Source organism: Scytonema sp. PCC 10023 (assembly GCF_963920835.1).
Lineage (GTDB): Bacteria > Cyanobacteriota > Cyanobacteriia > Cyanobacteriales > Nostocaceae > Kalymmatonema.
In genome coordinates this window covers 22,519-39,738 of sequence record NZ_CAWUDP010000059.1, presented here as the reverse complement: position 1 = coordinate 39,738, position 17,220 = coordinate 22,519, and the positions used below count along the sequence as shown (strand labels likewise).

The 17,220-nt window shown below is 45.3% G+C and carries 18 protein-coding genes; 1 reads left to right on the top strand and 17 read right to left on the bottom strand.

All coding sequences use genetic code 11. The features are described 5' to 3' along the window. Positions 1-40: 40 nt before the first annotated feature. From rnhA to ACM0OZ_RS29910, 11 genes are all read right to left on the bottom strand, one after another. On the bottom strand, positions 41-946 hold the full coding sequence (gene rnhA / locus ACM0OZ_RS29960; RefSeq protein ID WP_414586484.1) for a ribonuclease HI: 906 nt from the start codon (positions 944-946) through the stop codon (positions 41-43). A 147-nt stretch (positions 947-1,093) separates the two neighbouring features. After that, the gene (locus ACM0OZ_RS29955; protein ID WP_414586483.1) at positions 1,094-1,384 is read right to left on the bottom strand and encodes a hypothetical protein; all 291 of its coding nucleotides are present in this window, start codon (positions 1,382-1,384) and stop codon (positions 1,094-1,096) included. After that, positions 1,384-1,941, bottom strand: a complete 558-nt coding sequence (locus ACM0OZ_RS29950) for a hypothetical protein (RefSeq protein ID WP_414586482.1) — start codon at positions 1,939-1,941, stop codon at positions 1,384-1,386. The genes ACM0OZ_RS29955 and ACM0OZ_RS29950 overlap by 1 nt, the downstream gene beginning before the upstream one ends. Beyond that, on the bottom strand, positions 1,942-4,662 hold the full coding sequence (locus tag ACM0OZ_RS29945) for a CHAT domain-containing protein (protein ID WP_414586481.1): 2,721 nt from the start codon (positions 4,660-4,662) through the stop codon (positions 1,942-1,944). 112 nt (positions 4,663-4,774) lie between these two features. After that, positions 4,775-5,107 (bottom strand): XisI protein, encoded by a 333-nt coding sequence (locus ACM0OZ_RS29940; RefSeq protein WP_414586480.1) that lies wholly within the window; start codon positions 5,105-5,107, stop codon positions 4,775-4,777. Then, on the bottom strand, positions 5,095-5,511 hold the full coding sequence (locus tag ACM0OZ_RS29935) for an element excision factor XisH family protein (protein ID WP_414586479.1): 417 nt from the start codon (positions 5,509-5,511) through the stop codon (positions 5,095-5,097). The genes ACM0OZ_RS29940 and ACM0OZ_RS29935 overlap by 13 nt, the downstream gene beginning before the upstream one ends. Before the next feature lie 321 nt (positions 5,512-5,832). Further along, positions 5,833-6,276, bottom strand: a complete 444-nt coding sequence (locus ACM0OZ_RS29930) for a protein tyrosine phosphatase family protein (RefSeq protein WP_414586511.1) — start codon at positions 6,274-6,276, stop codon at positions 5,833-5,835. Positions 6,277-6,380: 104 nt separating this feature from the next. After that, complete coding sequence (locus tag ACM0OZ_RS29925; RefSeq protein ID WP_414586478.1) at positions 6,381-6,833, bottom strand: GNAT family N-acetyltransferase; 453 nt, start codon at positions 6,831-6,833, stop codon at positions 6,381-6,383. Positions 6,834-6,948: 115 nt separating this feature from the next. Then, complete coding sequence (locus tag ACM0OZ_RS29920) at positions 6,949-7,518, bottom strand: class I SAM-dependent methyltransferase (RefSeq protein WP_414586510.1); 570 nt, start codon at positions 7,516-7,518, stop codon at positions 6,949-6,951. A gap of 171 nt (positions 7,519-7,689) precedes the next feature. Next, positions 7,690-7,857, bottom strand: coding sequence for a hypothetical protein (locus ACM0OZ_RS29915; RefSeq protein ID WP_414586477.1), 168 nt, complete (start codon positions 7,855-7,857; stop codon positions 7,690-7,692). A gap of 413 nt (positions 7,858-8,270) precedes the next feature. Then, positions 8,271-8,501: a hypothetical protein gene (locus ACM0OZ_RS29910; RefSeq protein ID WP_332994386.1), complete on the bottom strand. Its 231-nt coding sequence runs from the start codon at positions 8,499-8,501 to the stop codon at positions 8,271-8,273. A 239-nt stretch (positions 8,502-8,740) separates the two neighbouring features. Here ACM0OZ_RS29910 and ACM0OZ_RS29905 point away from each other — a divergent pair, with 239 nt between their 5' ends. Further along, complete coding sequence (locus ACM0OZ_RS29905; RefSeq protein ID WP_414586476.1) at positions 8,741-9,277, top strand: hypothetical protein; 537 nt, start codon at positions 8,741-8,743, stop codon at positions 9,275-9,277. Here ACM0OZ_RS29905 and ACM0OZ_RS29900 read toward each other — a convergent pair. From ACM0OZ_RS29900 to ACM0OZ_RS29875, 6 genes are read right to left on the bottom strand one after another with little or no spacing between them, the layout of a single operon-like run. Next, complete coding sequence (locus ACM0OZ_RS29900) at positions 9,260-9,865, bottom strand: ABC transporter ATP-binding protein (RefSeq protein ID WP_414586475.1); 606 nt, start codon at positions 9,863-9,865, stop codon at positions 9,260-9,262. The two genes, ACM0OZ_RS29905 and ACM0OZ_RS29900, sit on opposite strands and share 18 nt — an antisense overlap. Continuing rightward, complete coding sequence (locus ACM0OZ_RS29895) at positions 9,852-10,781, bottom strand: ABC transporter ATP-binding protein (protein WP_414586474.1); 930 nt, start codon at positions 10,779-10,781, stop codon at positions 9,852-9,854. Before ACM0OZ_RS29895 ends, ACM0OZ_RS29900 begins: the two co-directional genes overlap by 14 nt. A gap of 9 nt (positions 10,782-10,790) precedes the next feature. Beyond that, entirely contained in the window at positions 10,791-11,669 is an 879-nt protein-coding gene (locus tag ACM0OZ_RS29890; RefSeq protein WP_414586473.1) for an ABC transporter permease, read from the bottom strand. Beyond that, positions 11,666-12,655, bottom strand: a complete 990-nt coding sequence (locus ACM0OZ_RS29885) for an ABC transporter permease (RefSeq protein ID WP_414586472.1) — start codon at positions 12,653-12,655, stop codon at positions 11,666-11,668. Before ACM0OZ_RS29885 ends, ACM0OZ_RS29890 begins: the two co-directional genes overlap by 4 nt. Next, positions 12,643-14,328 carry an ABC transporter substrate-binding protein gene (locus ACM0OZ_RS29880; RefSeq protein ID WP_414586471.1) on the bottom strand — a complete coding sequence of 562 codons (1,686 nt, stop codon included), beginning with the start codon at positions 14,326-14,328 and terminating at the stop codon, positions 12,643-12,645. Before ACM0OZ_RS29880 ends, ACM0OZ_RS29885 begins: the two co-directional genes overlap by 13 nt. 60 nt (positions 14,329-14,388) lie before the next feature. Further along, complete coding sequence (locus tag ACM0OZ_RS29875; RefSeq protein WP_414586470.1) at positions 14,389-17,052, bottom strand: TonB-dependent siderophore receptor; 2,664 nt, start codon at positions 17,050-17,052, stop codon at positions 14,389-14,391. Between the last annotated feature and the right edge of the window lie 168 nt (positions 17,053-17,220).

Sequence of the window (17,220 nt, the reverse complement as noted above, 5' to 3'; positions counted from 1 at the left end):
CAATATTCTGTGTTCTGGGTTCTGTGTTCTGCGTTCTTCTTCACTCTTCATTTTCCACTTGGTCCCCCCGTTCCAGTTCCCAAAGAATTTGGTTGCCTTCGCGTCGCACTCGTGATACTATCCAGTTCCGCCAGCGCCACTCGTCTCCACGACTGGTAACAGCGCTGGCGTGGACATCCATCAAGTCTGCGAGTTCGGAACTAGTGATAAGGTAGCCTTTTTCAGCAATTTCGTCAGCAATACGTAAGGTTTCAACTAAGTTGCGGAGTTGCGTTACCCTGATTTCTCGAGGTAATTCCTCGCTGACTGAAGCAGTAGAGTGGGTATGTGGTTCCATATTGGTTATATCTGTTGCCAGAGTACTGATTTCTTGTGTCTTTTTGTTAATTATTGTAGAGTTTGTATCAAAATCAGATCCTCTTGATACATTTACCTCGCTTTTTTGCTCAAAGACTTGGTGAAAATGAGATAAATCTTGTTGTTGCAGGGATAGGGTTTTGCCATTGGCGAAGGCGCGGGCGATCGCATCACAGCGTTCGTTACCAACATTACCTGCATGACCACGGACATACTCCCACTTTACCCGTGGGTGATTAAGGTCATCCAAGGTTTCCAACAAATCTTGGTTAAGAACGGGATTTCCGTCTGCCTTTTTCCAGCCTTTCTTTTTCCAGCCTTTAACCCATTTGGTAACGCAGTTGATGAGGTATTCGCTGTCAGTGTAGAGGGGGATCGGTTCAGTTTGTCCGGAGTCTTTTAAAAATTGGAGGGCGGCGATCGCAGCTTGCATCTCCATCTTATTGTTGGTGGTTCGGGTGGATGCACCGCCCATTTCGTGGATGGAACCATCATCGAAGTAGACGACTACGCCCCAACCGCCAGGACCGGGGTTGCCAGTGCAAGCACCATCTGTGTATATACTTTTGATTGTAGGAATTGAAGACATAGTTGAGATTTTAAACCGCCAAGACGCCAAGGACGCCAAGAAAGGCATTTAGCGGCGAAAAATGCAAAGGACAATTCAGGTTAGCATAATTGCATTGTATAGATGTAGTCTGCTGCGTCTTTTTTGGGGGTATCACTACACAAAAAATTACGGGTGGGGTGCGATCGCCCAAACTGTAATAACGCTTCTACCCGGTCCGTAATACCAAAATATCCTCCAAGCACCTGGAGTTCTATTCTCGACATAAGCTTCAAAAACTTCCTGTCCTTCGGGACCTGAAAGAGATTCGTATTTGTGAGTTTGGAGGCTGGGGTGACTCAGGTTAGTTTCCATGTACCCTAGAATTTTGCAAACCTTCTTATACTTTTTAGGATCATGTGTTTCCAGGGATTCCAATTTTTCTTTGGCTTCCTTTGAAAATAGCAGTTTGTATTGCATTAGTCGTCTATTTCTACATCTGCGTATTGAGCAAAGGAACCTAAGTTGTGAACTTCTCCGGCTTGTGCTTGTCGTAGTCCCCGTTCTAGTGAATCCCAAACTGTGGGATCTTGCCAAACCCACAATTCTTCTTCGGGAATGTTATGAGCATCTTTTACCATAAAACTGGTCTGGCGTCGCAGTTGGAAAAGAAATTGCCCAATTTTGCTTGATTCTGTGTATGCTTTTTTCACGAAATTTACAGAATCGTCAGCATTCAAAACTTCCACTGCAAAATTCATCAGTTTGTCGTCACTAATTTCTGCTGAGTCATCAACCTCAAGTACAGTAGATGAACGGAAGCGTTCCCCATCATCTTGCAAAGCAGAACGAGCCGACATATACTCTTGTTCCAAAAGCGAATATTTCTTTGCTAGAGCATGAAGTTTACCGACATTTGAGGAGAACGTCTTACCGATTTCCTTTAGCTGGTTCTGCAAATCAGCAGGCAGAGAATTCTCCTGCCGCATTAAGGCTGCAAGGAAGGCATTGAGCGTTATTTCATCTAAGGAATTCATTTATTTTTGTTTACCTGTAATAATGAATGCTGCCCAATAGTATGGGTGTTTATATAGCTTTTTATCTGATTCCATTTTACTAATTTTATCTACCTCCGTTTCTAAAAAAGGTCTTATTTTTGATTCTTCATCCGGCAGTTGATTCAGGAAATCTTCATACCATAGTTTCAATTTTATAACAGTCAGTTCCTTCAGCCATTCAGTTGCTTCTACCAAAGCAATGGCATCAGATTTATCTGGCTGCCGTCGGTGGTAAAATTCTATCATCACCAAAGCACTGGCAGCTGATTCTACAGTCCATAGCGTACTCACCACATTTGCTACTCCCCGACACAAAAAGCCACTGACTAAACCCACATATTCCGTGGTAATGGTTTGGTTGCCAGTGATAGCAGTTTCGCAAGCCGAGAGGCTAACAAGGTTGTAAGTTGTGAGACTCTTTTGGAAGATTTCTTCTAGGGTAAGTTTGTCTTCACCTGCTAATGCTAATTCTGATTTTTTCGGGTCAATAAAATTGTATTTTCCATGCCCCGTAAAATGAAATATTTCGTAACCATCTTCTAAGACATTTTCCACCTGTTCTTTAGTAGCTTCTTTTCCCTGGATGCGTTTGGGATTATCAAACATCAGGCTAATAGCTTCCGATTCAAAGAAGGCAAAATTTAGTGATTTTAGACCTTTACTAGTGGGTGCTTCTACACTAAGTAGCTGTTGCGCTCCTTCTTTGCCTCCCTTTGGAGAAAACTCTTGTAAATTTATGCCAATTTGAGCGCTGGGCAGATAGGCAATTGTGAAATTCAACCCTTCCCCCTGCCCATTGAAAAGCGCATGAAGCGGAAATCTATGTAAGTCGCGGTGGGGAATTAAAATCAGGTGCGTGATGTCTTGAAGTTCCTGTTTAATTGTGGGAATGCTGAGGATTTTTTTGAGGTCATTGAGCCTATTTTCCATGTCCACTCGCCAGGAGTGGTTACTTTTACTTTGTTCATCTTTCTTGTCTCGATAATCGGCGTATTGTTGATTCCAATCTTTCACCCAGTTTTCAAAATCGTGCAGGCGTTGCACCGCTGCGGGTACTTCTAACTCATCGGACTGGAGATCCCCACCAACCCTGCTTGAAAAGGGGGGAGAAGAAAGGAGGATGGGTGACGGGGCGTCGTGTTTGAGGATGAAAGTGTGTAAAGCTGCTGGGCTGAGATGCCAGTAGATAATAGCAGTTTTGGGATTGAGTAACCGTTGCATTTTTAAGTAGCTGGGGGAGGAAATCTCATCACTCCACGCATACAAAAGCCAACTCAAACAGGCATTTTTACCCTGTTCTGCTAATTCAACCGCTTGCACCAGATCCCCAGACTGCACAGCTAAGTCAACAGTTAACTGCTGAAAAGGAGCAAACTTCAAAGCCAACTGTTTTTTATTGCCAGGACTTTTGCACTCATTCAGCAAGCGTCGCAACAAATCTGTACCGCGTCGCTGAAGTTCAGAAGCTTTGGCTGTTTCCTCTAAAGCCAAAAGGACGCGAATCAAATCTTGCAAAACTTCCAGATGCAACTGGGGGAAATCTGCTTCTGTAAGAGTTTTTAGCGCTTCGTTGTAACTGTTGACGGCTTTGTGCCAATAGCTGCGGGGACGGGAATCTTTTCGCCCTCGGAAGTAGTGAGCATTACCTATCGCCCGATGCAATTGTCCCCAACCTTCTGGGTGAGTGTCTTGGTGGCAATACTTCAAACCTTCCTTATAGCTTGCTAATTGTCCCTCATAACCGCGTTGGTTAAGAAGAGGATTTTGTCTGGCTATGGCGCTCATAAAAGCTAGCAGGGGATCGCAACTAACTGAACTTCCAGCTGCATTGCCCCGGTTAATCCAAGGTTGATGTAAGTCAGGTTTGAATTTAATTGCTTTGTCGTAGGATGCGATCGCTTCTTCAAATCGCCCTAAGTTACCCAGCGCCAAGCCCCGGTTGTTCCAAGCTTCATAGTAGTCGGGTTTGAATTCAACAGCTTTGTCGTAGGATGCGATCGCTTCTTCAAATCGCCCTAAGTTAAAAAGCGCCACTCCCCGGTTGTACCAAGCTTCATGGTCGTCGGGTTTGAATTCAACGGCTTTGTCGTAGGATGTGATCGCATCTTCAATTCGCCCTAAGTTAGAAAGCATCACGCCCCGGTTGTGCCAAGATTCATGGTAGCCGGGTTTGAATTCAACGGCTTTGTCGTAGGATGCGATCGCACCTGCAAAATCTCCTGCCATAAATTGCTCATTACCTCGGTCAAACCAAGCTTCTGCCTCTCCCTCCCCTCTTTCCTCTGCGTCCTTGGCGTCTTGGCGGTTCGTTTCTCCTCCCCGCCTCAACAACCGCATCCCAATATCACGCGCCACATCTCCCACTTCCCCAACGCCCAACTCACCCACCTGCACCATCCGCGCTGCTAACTCATCATTCGGTGCGCTTGATGCTAACAATCTTTCACCAAAGCGCCGCAACCACTCCACCAAACCTGACTGAGTGATTTTATTTGCATCCAAGAAACCCTTTACCCGTCCCCGACTCCAACCCTCATTCACACCCGCCAACAGTTCGAGGAACAACGCTTCATACTCCGCATCTGTCGGCTGTTTGGGTGGTTCTACCTTTCTCTGTCCCCCCGGTTGAGGAGATGGATGCTTGTTGCCAAATAACCCCTGAAAAAACCTTTTGAGCCACTGCCAAAGTCGCCTAAGCATTTGCCGCAGATTTTTATTGCATTTATCCAGTATTTTAGCGATTTCTCTTAAAAGGCAATGGTTTGAGTCACATTTATTTAACGAATGCGATGCTACCCAACGTTTGCCTGACTCAACCTACAGCAAATTCTGTGTATTGACGCATCTTGGGTGGGTCAATACCCAACACAATATCGTGTTTTGGCACTCCTATTTCTACTAGCTTATTGGCAATGCCGACTTCTGTTCCGTCCTGCTGTACCCAGATTTTTCCATCAATGATGTCGAGATGAAGCACAACTCCATAGACACGCTGTGAATCACGCCAGCCGACATATACTAATTGATAGCGATCGCGCTCTTGATCAAAAATTGTCTCTGCCTGAATCCGGCTGTCCCAAACTAACTGAGCGTGTTCACTCAGCAATCTTTGAATGTGCTGACGATATTCTTCTACGGCTGCCATCGCTTAATCACCTCCTGATCAATATCGTAGATCAGCAAATACACTTGATGCTCCTCAACGAGTGACTGAATAAATGATGTGGTGAAAAACTGCTCATAGACGTTGTTTGGCACTGCTAAATACAATAGGCGATCGCTCTCTTGTACTTGCAGTGCTGCTCGATACGCCAAAAACTGTCCTAATGCACCATAAAACTCCGAAATCTTAGATGGACCAAGAAAGCTCTTAATTTCAACGGCAATTTTATGTTCTCCTCGTTCCGCCGCTATCACCTTCTGTGCCCCTAAGTCAATTGCCAAATTAAAACTACCTGCTTGAAGTGGGTATGGATCGTGAGTTATTTGCCATCTCTCCTTTTGCAGGGCTGTTTTGACAATAGTATGAAAGGCATCTTTGGCAGGCATAAATGACTTACTGCACAAGTCCATAATTAAAGATAGCTTGTTGCTAGGAATTGTTCCTTTGGTGCGATCGCACGAATTGACCGCATAAAGGCGATCGCCTAAAAGTTGATTTATAAAGTAAATCTTAAGTAGGGTGTGTTACGGCTTTGCTATCACGCACCATGCGCTTATAGCGGTGCGTTAGGCGCTTTCGTCATGTTTTTCGTTACAAATCATATCGAAACGGTGCGCCTAACACACCCTACAGTAATTTTATTTTTACTTTATAAATAACCTCTAATTCACGGTTTAATTGTACTACAAATATCTAGATATTTTTCTTCAACGATAATTCTCAATAACCTGGTTCATAAATTTTTGCCAGTTTTCATTGGGATTCCAAATTTTCTGTAAATCTTTCTTTGCTTCTTCGTCACTCATGTGCTCATGAATGCGGCGATAAAGATACATGAAAGCCGAAACTCTCATGTTAGCAGCACAGTGAACCAAGACTTTTTTGTCGCCGTTTGCTTCCATGACGCTAAAAAATTCGTTCACATTTTCAATAGTGGGTTTTTCCCAAACTACTGGAATGTGTACGTACTGCATACCTTGAGATTCAATAATTTCTTTTTCATCAGGTAAAGCCTTGGGAGATTTTGATGGTGCCAGATTCACAACGATTTGATATCCTGCTTGTTTAATTGCTGAAAATTGTTCTTTAGTTGGTTGTCCTGAAGTGGCAATAGAATCTGATATTTTTAGGTAGTTGTAAATGTCTTCAATCTTATTACCTATGATTTTGCCAGGCAGGAGATTGCTGAGAGATAGTTTGAGAAAACCTGAAATCTTTTTAATTATATTGTTAAACATACTTACAATCTATGCTCCTATTTATTGTTCTTACTAGTCTTTACATTGTCAGTATAAAGTTCTTGGTTTCTGTACATCAGCCGTATTTCACCTACGTTAGCTGAGAAGTCCCAACGTTCATAAAAAGGAATCATTTCTGGCAAACAGTAAAGAGTAATTTGCTCAACAGAGGAAAGTTTGGGATGATTGACAACTGCGTCGATTAACTTAGCACCAAGACCTATTTTTCTATGTGTTGGTTTAACGATAACATCATAAATAGTTGCCCTATACACAAAATCAGTGAGAACACGAGTAAAACCAATTAATTGTTCGTTTTCATCTACCAATCCAACGATAATGTCTGACGCTGCAAGCATCTTAACAAGGTCTTCACGAGTACGTTTGTAGCTCCAAAATTCGTTTTTATATAAATCCAGTAAATCAGAAATCTGGTTTTCGGTCAGATTGGCAATAATTTGATAAGTCATAATTGCACCTGGTATTTATTCATTTTTTAGCGCTAGTTAGTTTGTAGCTGGGCTAAAGCGCAACTACAAACCCATAACCAATTGCAAATGGTATGCAAGTTAAAAATGCGACAGCTTATTCTGGTTTTACCCCAATCAACAGTGCAAGTTCTAGCCATTTCCAGTAACAGTCTACGTCTGTAAAACCAATATCCCGCAGCCAACAAAGCTGTGTTTCTACATCCAAAAGCTTATTAGATGGGTCGTCTTCCTCAAGAGTCCTACCGATCGCATGTAAAAAATGTTCGTGCAACTTGGGAGTGGGTGAGGCGACGTGTTCCAAATTGCAGAAAATTCCCCCTGGTTCTAGCAGATGGAAAATTTCTCTGTACAGGGAATGTTTGCGTTCATCAGTGAGGTGATGGATAGCAAAACTGGAGACAACCGCATCAAACAAACCCAACTCAGGTAGTGGTACATCTAAGTTATGTGCAATAACTTGCACCGTAGAATCATCGGCAAAGCGAGTTCTTACAGCCTCCAGCATTGTTGGTGAAAAGTCAACAGCAACGCTGTGGACGTGGGGACGTTCTATTTTGAGTAGTGCTAGCAAACGACCGTCTCCAGTTCCTAAATCAAGAATGCGTTTCACTGTCTTGGGGACGTGTTCTAGCAGTATGGGACAACAACCATAAGTTGTCCACAATGACAATCATAAGTTGACCACAGGAATCTCTAGAAGGTTGATTTTTCGTACCCCGGAGCGGACAGAAAATTACCTATGACAACTATAAGTTGTCCATGAGTGCAAAAAACAAAGCATAAGTTGTCCATGAGGACTCGGTCAGATTACGAGGATAGCTTAAAATTATGATGGCTAAGCGTACTCACTGAAAATCGCCGCATTCGAGAACCGAAGCCAAGCTAATTCAAAATCAACTGGATACTGCTCGTCTGACTCATACAAGACAACCGCTATCTCAATCGAAAAGTCAGCACAAAGAGCGTTGTTTTCGTGGACAGAAGCTAAATTAATTATGCTCATTTCACTACCTCCACTCCTATCTCAGCAGTTTTCGCCAATCTGTCGTAAGCTTCAGCTATCGCTTACCAGTATCAAGACTGTGCAAGCTAATTGTTTTTCTGTCTGGGTCTTTTTTGGTTGGAGATTCTTGCCAAGCCCCGACCTAGGAGAACCCATATCTTGGATGCTTAACGACTGAGCCACGCTTCAAACCTGCGCTCATGGTTCCGCCATCACAAACGTGGTAACAGGAAACATTGAGGCTAAGCATTGTAGATGCAACGTGTTATCGTCATTGTCATACATAAGCGTCGCAAAGCGACGCTTATCACCTAATAAAACTCAACCCGCCTTGTCTTGTGACGGAGGCGGGTCTTCTTTCATAATTTGCAAGACGCGATCGCGTTGTCGCCTGAGAGACAGGTTTTCCTCTCTCAGGCTGCTGATTTTTTTTCTAGTTGATCTATCCGTCTTTCTTGTGAAACTACCATTTGATAAAGCGCTTGTATATCCACGCCTTCTGACTTTTGATTCCCCTCGCGATTAATAAAGTCGGCAACTATATCATTAATCAGTTGTGATAGCTTTATGTTTCGGTCTTTAGCTATTTTCTCCATTTGCTCTCTAATTTCCGATGAAGTCCGGAAATTGATTTGAGTATCCATCCTCATATTGACCCTCTGCAATGCGTTGCAATGTCTCTCCCTGAATTATAGTTCTCCTGACTATACAAAAGAAAATTATGCGTCGCAATGTTTGACAAAAGCGTTGCATTGCATTACATTAGATTCACAAGGCAACAGGGAACTACCCCAAGCCAAAACAAAAGACGACCGCTCCGACTACCAATCAAGTGCGATCGCCTTTTGTAAACCCCCAACTACTAAAGTCAGGTATTTTAATAATGACACATCCTATATATAGCGGCGACCATCTCACGACTCTCAAACGTCCCGAACTCTGGGCAATCTGTGACCAATTAGGGTTACCTAAGCATTCGGCAAACGCCAAGTGTGTTGATGAGATTTTGGCGAAGCAGTCCTTACAAATTCAAGCGGTAGCGCAATCAGAACTCAACGTAACAATTGAACAGCAAGCGCAGGAAGTTGCACCAGAAGCAGAAATTGACGCAGTACCCGACTCTGACTTTGGCAGCTTGTACAGAGTATGGCAAGGTATGCGTCTTATCGGTACCTTCTACCAATCAATAAGTGGTGAGTGGGTAGCGCGTTCTTGTGGTAGCACTGAGTGCTGGTACTGTTCTACGGGAGAGGAAGCGCAAAGTCGAATTATTGAAACCGCTACGAATAGCACAGTAGATGACCTTTTAGACAAGCCATTCGATGAGCTAACTGCGGATGAATGGGAGCGATTGAAGGAATATGAGCCACAAGAGCCAAGTGACGAATATGAACCCTTTTCTTCAATGCGCTGCTTTTAAATCAATCCTACGATGGCACAGATACTTGAGTAGCGCAATGTCATGACTTATAACCAAAATACCTATTCCAACCTGGCAGGCATAGTCAATGACTGTACGCCAGATGAGTGCTTGAGTGTTGGTATCCAACATAGCAGTCATCTCGTCAGCAATTAAGTAGCGGGTAGCTCTATTGAGTGAGCGTGCGACTGCGATACGTTGCAACTCTCCCCCACTCAGTTCATGGGGAAAGCGACTCAGCCAACTAGAGTGAATTCCCAAAGCTTGCAGGAGTTCCCTAGATGTTCCTTTTCCCTCTGCTAGGATTTGGCTAATCAGCCAGCGGGGGTTCATTGCTAGTTCTGGGTGCTGAAAGATGAGCTGTACGGGGCAATAGCCTTGTTTTGGCAGAGGCTCACCGTCGATTGTGACTCTACCCTCCGTTGGTTGAAGATACCCGGCTAGTAGCTTACCTATAGTCGTTTTGCCCTGACCGCTTGGACCTTGCAAGCCCACAATTTCACTCTTGTCGATTTCAATACTGAAACCACGCAAAATCCAAGGTTGATTCACTCGGTAGCGAAAAGACAACTGTTCACCCTTCAGCATGAATACACCTCACAGGAGCGCCTCGCACGATCTGAAACTGGGGTCGGGCTTTTTGGCAAGCGTCAGTCACTAAGGGACAGCGGTCAGCAAACAGACAACCATCAGGAAGCGCCTCTGGACTGGGTTGGGTGCCTTTAACCGGGATAAAGCCATTTTGGGGCAGCGATCGCCACAGCGCTTGTGTGTAGGGATGACGCAGATTACCATCAATAAAATCCTCTGCCGCCGCTACTTCTAATGTCGTACCTGCATAGAACACAGCCACTTTGTCTGCAACTCGCACAGCCGCTTCCAGGTCATGGGTGATAAGAATCACCGCTTTGCCCTCATTTGCCAGTTCGCGTAGGTGGTTAAGTGTCTCAACAACTACATCTATATGTAAACCAGGAGTGGGTTCATCAGCAATCAACAGTTCAGCGCGTCCGACGGCTGCTGTAGCAACTAGTACTCGTCGAGCCATGCCACCTGAAAGTTGAAAGGGGTAAAGCTGTTTAACTGGCAGGGGAAGAGCGTAGCGTTCAAAGGTTTGATTCACAACTCCTCTTGCTTGCGTAGCAGACAATCCACTCAAACGAGCTGCCCGATGTACTTGCGAACCCACTCTCATTAGGGGATCAAGATAACTAACTGACTGGGGAATCAAGGCAATTTCCTTGCCCCGCAACTTGCTCTGACGCTCTGAGGTCAGGAGTTCTCCTTTAAAATTTATCTTGCCTGTAACCAAGGCATTATAAGGCAAAATGCCCAAAATTGCGTGAGCTAGCAGACTTTTACCAGAGCCACTAGAGCCAACCACTGCCACCACTTCACCCGCACCAACCTCTAAATCCAAATCCGTAATGACGGTCAGCCGTTTTTGGGTCAGACCCACATCGTACATGGTGAAAGTGACACTGAGGTTTTGAACTGATAGCATAGTATAATGTTACCCTTGGCTTGTTTTTGGGTCGAGCAAAGCAAGCAGGCTCTGACCCAAGATGTCGAAGGTTTTCACCGCTAGAAGCAACGCTACTCCTGGCATTACCGCCAGCCACCAGTAGCCACTGGATAGGTATCGCATTGACTCCGACAGGATAATCCCGATTGCCGGAATCTCTGGCGGTAGACCCAAACCCAAAAAGGTAAGCCCTGCCTCGTGCAAAATTGCGTGGGGAAACAACAAAATCAACCCAACGAGGAACTGGGGCAATAGGTGGGGCAGTATGTGATTGCGGGCAATCCACAGGGGCGAGTGTCCTAGTTTAGAAGAGAGTTGCACGTAATCAGAACTTTTGACCTGAAGCACTTCAGCCCGCAGCAGACGAGCCAAGTTCATCCAATGGGTGATAGTGATGGCGATGATTAACCCCTTGACTCCGCCCCCAACAGCAAAGGCAATTAGGATAACTAATACTAGGTGAGGCAGGCTGAAGAATACATCGATGATCCAGATGATAAAGGCATCAACTTTACCACCAAGTGTAGCTGAGAGCGTTCCCAGTACCAAGGCTATGACGGCGCTAAAGCTAGCGGTTAGCAGCCCCACCCATAGGCTCAAGCTCAAACCGTGGAGGGTACGGGTGAACATATCTCGTCCCAACCAGTCAGTGCCAAACGGGTGAGCAAGCGTTGGAGGTTGGTTGCGTTCTTGTAAGGCAATCTCCAAACCAGCTTTACCAATCAGTTGGGTGCCAAGCAGCAGGATGCTCAAAACGATCGCGCACAGAGCAATGAGCACCAATGTCCGACTACGACGATTACTGAAGATCAGTGATAGTTTGCGTCCTAAAGTTTGAGGGGTTGAAATCGCAGTGGGAAGTTTCATCCTCTGGTACCTGCTATGCGGATGCGGGGATCAATCACTTGGTAGCTGAGGTCTGCCAAGGTGTTGCCGATAAACACAAAGATGGCGCTGAACAAAACAATACCCACCAGTAGCGGGACATCATTGCGCAAACCTGCTTGTAAGGTTGCACTACCTAACCCAGGATAGCCAAAGACCTTCTCAATTAAGACAGTACCACCAAACAGTTCGCTAAGAGATGCAAATTGCAAAGTCAGGGCTGGTAAAGCGATATTGCGTAAACCGTGGTGTAAAATGACTCCAGTCGTTGTTTCTCCCTGAGCGTAAGCAAACAGGGCATAGTTACTATTAAGGACTTGGATCAGTTTTTCGCGGGTTTGCAAAGCAATATTTGCAACCCCAATAACGCTGAGAGCGAGAGCAGGTAGTAACAAATGGTATAGACGTTGCCAAAAAGTGACATCTTTAAGCAACACTCCTGGTGGAGTCGCACAACACATAGGAGTGACTTTTAAAGTGACGGAGAAGGTAATAAGCAGCAGCAGTGCAATCCAAAAGGTGGGAGCAGAGGACAAAGTGTAAGCATACAGCCGAATTGCTTGATCCAGCAGTGAAGCTTCTTTCGCTCCTGCTAAGACACCTAAAGCGACTCCTAAAATGCCTGAACCCAACCACGCCAATGCCATTAACCAAAGTGAGGCTTGAAAGCGCTCAGCAATGACATCAGAAACTGGCTGATTGTAGGTCATGGAAGTTCCAAGGTTGCCTTGAAGCAGTTGCCCCAGCCAGAGAATGAATCGCATAATCCAAGGTTTGTCAAGCCCCCAACGCTGGATAATCAATTCTCTTTGCTCTGAACCGAGGCGAATTACATCAGAACCAACGTAAGCATTGACAGTGTCAACCGGAGATAAACTAACTAGCACGAAGGTAAGGACAGCGACGCTTAGCAGGAGCAACAACAAATGCAAGAGTTTTTGCAGAATAAATCGAATCAGGAAGTGCATGATGAAATCCATTTCCAGTTAGGCAAGTTATGTAGAAGCGTTAGCGTGTAGTGGCGGGATTGTTCGGTAGCTTTACTAACGTCGAGACAGGTGCTGACAAGGTAAGTTTTATCGATATTGACTAGCCAGGCTGAGGCTGCATCGCCTTTTGTGGTGACTCCGGTTTGACCATTCCATTGCACCTGCTTCCAAAATTGGATTGCTTCTGTCTCTGTAGCGGATGCTGCTGCTCGGTCAAGCGCTCTATCAACCACTGGGTTGCTATAGTAACCGGGATTTTGGTATTTTCCTTGTGCCAAAGAGCTTTTGAAGAGAAAGGATAACTGCTGCGTGTCGTGGGTTTCCAGCGCGTAGAGGACAACATTGCTTTGCATCCGGCGTTCAATCTCAGTCCAGCTCCGACCCTCAACATTTACCTTAATCCCGACAGGTTTGAGCATTTGGGCAACTGCTAAAGCCAGTCCCTGCCGGAAAGCGTCTTGGGCATTGTAAAGGAGAGTGAATTCTGCCTTGATCCCCTGTTTTTCTAAAATGCCGTCACCATTCGTATCCCGCCAACCATCCTCACTTAGGATTTGCTTGGCTTTGTTGATATCCCCATCTTGAATGTCTGCTTTTGGCTCGTCCCAGGGAAGACCAGTAGCAGGACTCATCGCTGGGGAACCGTAACCATTAAACAAGGTTTGAACCAAAGTTTGGCGGTCAATCGCATAATTGACTGCCTGACGAATCGCTCGGTTTGAAGTGACATCGTTGCCAATTGGGTAGCCATCAGGTGTCTTCCTTCCTGTACGGGGAGGATAGGGAAACATAAGCCCAGCGTGACCGAGACTTTTAATGACATAAGTCTTCATGCCTTCCACTGGCTGTGAGGCTAGGTGGTTGGGAACTGCAGCCACCTGAACTTGACCGGCTCTGGCAGCGGCAAAAGCAGCATCTCCCTGAGTGAAGAGAAGGATGACACGCTTAATAGCTGGTTTCTGCCCGTAGTAGTCAGGATTGGCTTCGATGATGACCTGCTCCCCCTGGTTCCATTGCACCAGTTTGTAAGGACCGGAACCGATTGGGTTGCGGGCGTAGTCTTTGTTATGGGCATGCTTGGGTACAATACCCAAACTGGCAAGTTGATTGACAAAGGTAATATCAGGTCGTTTGAGGTGTAGTTCGACCTGATACTTACCTGTAGCAACAGCGCGATCCAAAATCTCCATATCCAGTCGCCCCAAACTGTCTTTCGTTGTATTGAAGGTGTAAGCGACATCTTCTGCCAAGAGGGGCTGACCATCAGTGAACCGAACATCTTGGCGGATTTTCACTGTCCAGACCTTGCGATCGCTGCTGACGGTGTAGCTTTGGGCTAGATCGTTGACCAGTTCTAAATTTTCGTCGCGGCTTAATAGTGTACTTTGAAACAGAGGAGGACCAGCGTAATGCCAACCCATTGTTGGGTCGAACCCTTTCTCATATATATGATATTCATCCCACCCCAAGTCCACCATAATCTGCTCCTTAGAACCAGAGGTGGTGCTAAGCAGTGAGCGATTCTGGGAAACCCGACTACAAGCAGCCGCTCCTACTAACAGCAGCACCACTAGCAAGCGAAGGAAATCAGATGTGCGCTGATAAGTTTTACCAAGTAGGCATTGCCTACTACTAAGACAATTTTTGTACATTGCCCACTAAGCGTGTTACTAAATTCGATACTGTCTTCCGATTCATAGGACACACTCGAATCAGAAATTGATAGACACCGTTCCCAACACTGTCAAAGGTGCTCCAGGAATTAATGTAAAGCCGTTATCAACGTCGTAATATCTTGTGCTAAAGAGATTTTTTAAATTTAGCCCGAATCTAAAGTTATCTTGACGGTAAAACAGAGCTGCATCTGCTTTAAGGTAAGAGGGAATTTTGAAGGTATTGGGTAGTATGACCTCAGCATCTTGTGCATATGTCAGCCCCAAGCCAAATCCCAACCCCTGCAAACTTCCACTTTGCAGTTCGTAGGTCGTCCAGAAACTGGCACTATGATATGGAACACCAGGCAGGCGATCGCCAACTATATCTGGATTAGTATCCTTTGTAACTTCTGCATCCGTGTAAGCATAGCTAGCGATGATATTCCATCCTGGCAAAATTTCTCCGGCAATATCCAATTCAACCCCACGACTGCGTTGTTCGCCCGTTGCAACACTATACAAGTCTCGAGATTCCGGGTCAGGATCAGCTGTTGGCACATTCTGTCTGGTAATCTGGTAAAATGCCAAGGTTGCTGAAACTCGGTTCTCGAAGAAATCTTGTTTAAGTCCAAACTCAAACTGGTCTCCGCTCTGCGGTTCTAATAATTCTCCCGTCTGGGTGATGTAACCAGTGTTGGGACTGAAGGCTTGTGCATAGTTGAAATAGACAGAAGTAGAATCTGTTGGCTGGTAGACAATGCCCACGCGGGGAGAGAATTGTGTATCCGATCGGTCTATCAAGTCATTTGTTAGTGTATTTTCATTGAAGGAATAGACAGAGTCAAAGCGAATGCCACCTAGCACCTTGAGATTTGAGGCAAGCTCAACCAAGTCTTGTATGTAAATTCCGAGACTATCGTTGCCAAATTCCGCAGAGTCCAACACAGTGTAAGTTCCCGGTCGGGCACCGTAAACAGGATTAAAGATATCGATGGAACCCAGAGGCGCGGTACTGCGAGTATAGGGATAGACAAATCGACTTAATTCCACACCAAACAGAAGATTGTGTCGCACGGAGCCTGTATTGAACTTGCCAATGATTTCGTTTTGCAGCGTGTAGAGTTGATTGTTCTGCGGTCCCTTAACAGATTCACGGTTGAGCGTTCGCCGATCCGGTTCTAGCGCAGTGCTAGCTAATCGTTCAGATCCAATATTGAGATCGGCAACGAGTACACTAAACCCCTGCCGAAATCTCCAATTATCACTAAAGCGATGTTCAAAGTCGTAATATCCCCAGTGGGTTGTTCCCGTAGTAGGCCCTAAATCTGGTTCGCTAAGATACCTGCTGATAGGTACTCGCAAAAACTCTCGCTCTGGTGGAAAGTTAGCACCAAAAATGTTATTAGAAATTTTGAAATATTCGTACTCTACTGTTAACGTTGTTCGCGGACTCATTCGCCAGGTAAAAGCTGGTGCAATGAAATAGTCTTCGTTAAAGACAAAATCGCGAAAGCTGTTTGCAGATTCGTAGGAAGCATTCAAACGGTAGGTGAGAGAACCATTTGCGGTGAGAGGACCTCCTATATCGAATGTTGGACGAAAAAAATCATAATTCCCAACTGTGAAATTCGCTTGGTAGAACGGTTGATCTAAGGGCTTCTTTGTGATTGTGTTTACAACACCACCAAAGGCGAAATTGCCCCCATAAAGTGTCGAAGCTGGTCCTTTGAGGACTTCCACCCGTTCGACATTCGCAAAACCGTGGGGATTGATAAAAGCCGAGTCTGGAAAACCATTACGGAGTTGTTGGTAACTTTCCCCGAAGCCTCGCACCCGGTATCCGGGCGCAAACGGAAAGCCAGGGAACCGAGTTACACCGCTGATATTTTCAGTGAACTCTTCCAGACGAGTCAGCCCGCGATCGCGAATCACGGCTTGCGGTACTACCTGTACTGATAGGGGCAAGTCGCGTTGCGGGACAGGTAGCTTGGTTCCGGTTGTTGACTCTTGAACCCGATATCCTTCCTCTTGCTCACCCGTCACTACTAGCTCAATGGGTTCTTCACCAGAAGCCGATGGTTTTGCAGGCTGTGTTTCACTACTAGGTTTAGGTAAGCTTTCCTCGTCTGTGGGCGGGGGTGCCGTAGGCAAAGAAGGGCTAGGTGTGGGCTTCACAGCTGAGGATACAGCCGGTGTCACCGCGAAAATGAGACCTTCATCGCTGTCAAACACCTCGACTTTTGGTAATTCCTGTTCACCTGTCACTGTCACTTGGACAGTATTAGGATTCTGATTTGTGACTTGTAACAGCGTAATTCCCGCAATAGGTTTTTCAGAACGCAAAGAATGACCACTAGCCAGTTGTAATTGAGCATTGGTGATCACAGCAGTCAGGGTATTACCTTCACTTTTGAGTGAAGTTTGCAGCTTGTCAGATGTAGCAGATGTTTTTAAGATGATTTCCAAGCCACTTTGTGTTTGATTCAGCCTGACCCCTGTTACTTGAATAATCTGACTCGATTGCTCTTGCTGCGCCAGCCACTCCTTAACGTTGGTGTAAGGACGCTGGATGTCCTTAAGTTGGGGAATCTTTGTAATAGGGACTATTTTTGCTGTATGACTTGTTTTCGTGGTGTTAGCTCCTGCCAAAGCTTGCTGATTGACAATCACTGCTATGACCACAGCTATTCCTAAATTCCTCAGTAGATGCAGTTGATTCATAAATCCCTCACACCAAAGTAGTTTGAACAGCAACGAACTCCCAGCTACCAAAAGGATTTGGCAAGCGTCAGCAGCTAGAATGCTTTTTTTTGTTACTAAGTAAATATCACACTTTTTGATAACAATAATACTTTTTAATAAAAGATAGAGAATTTGAAAACTAACTTT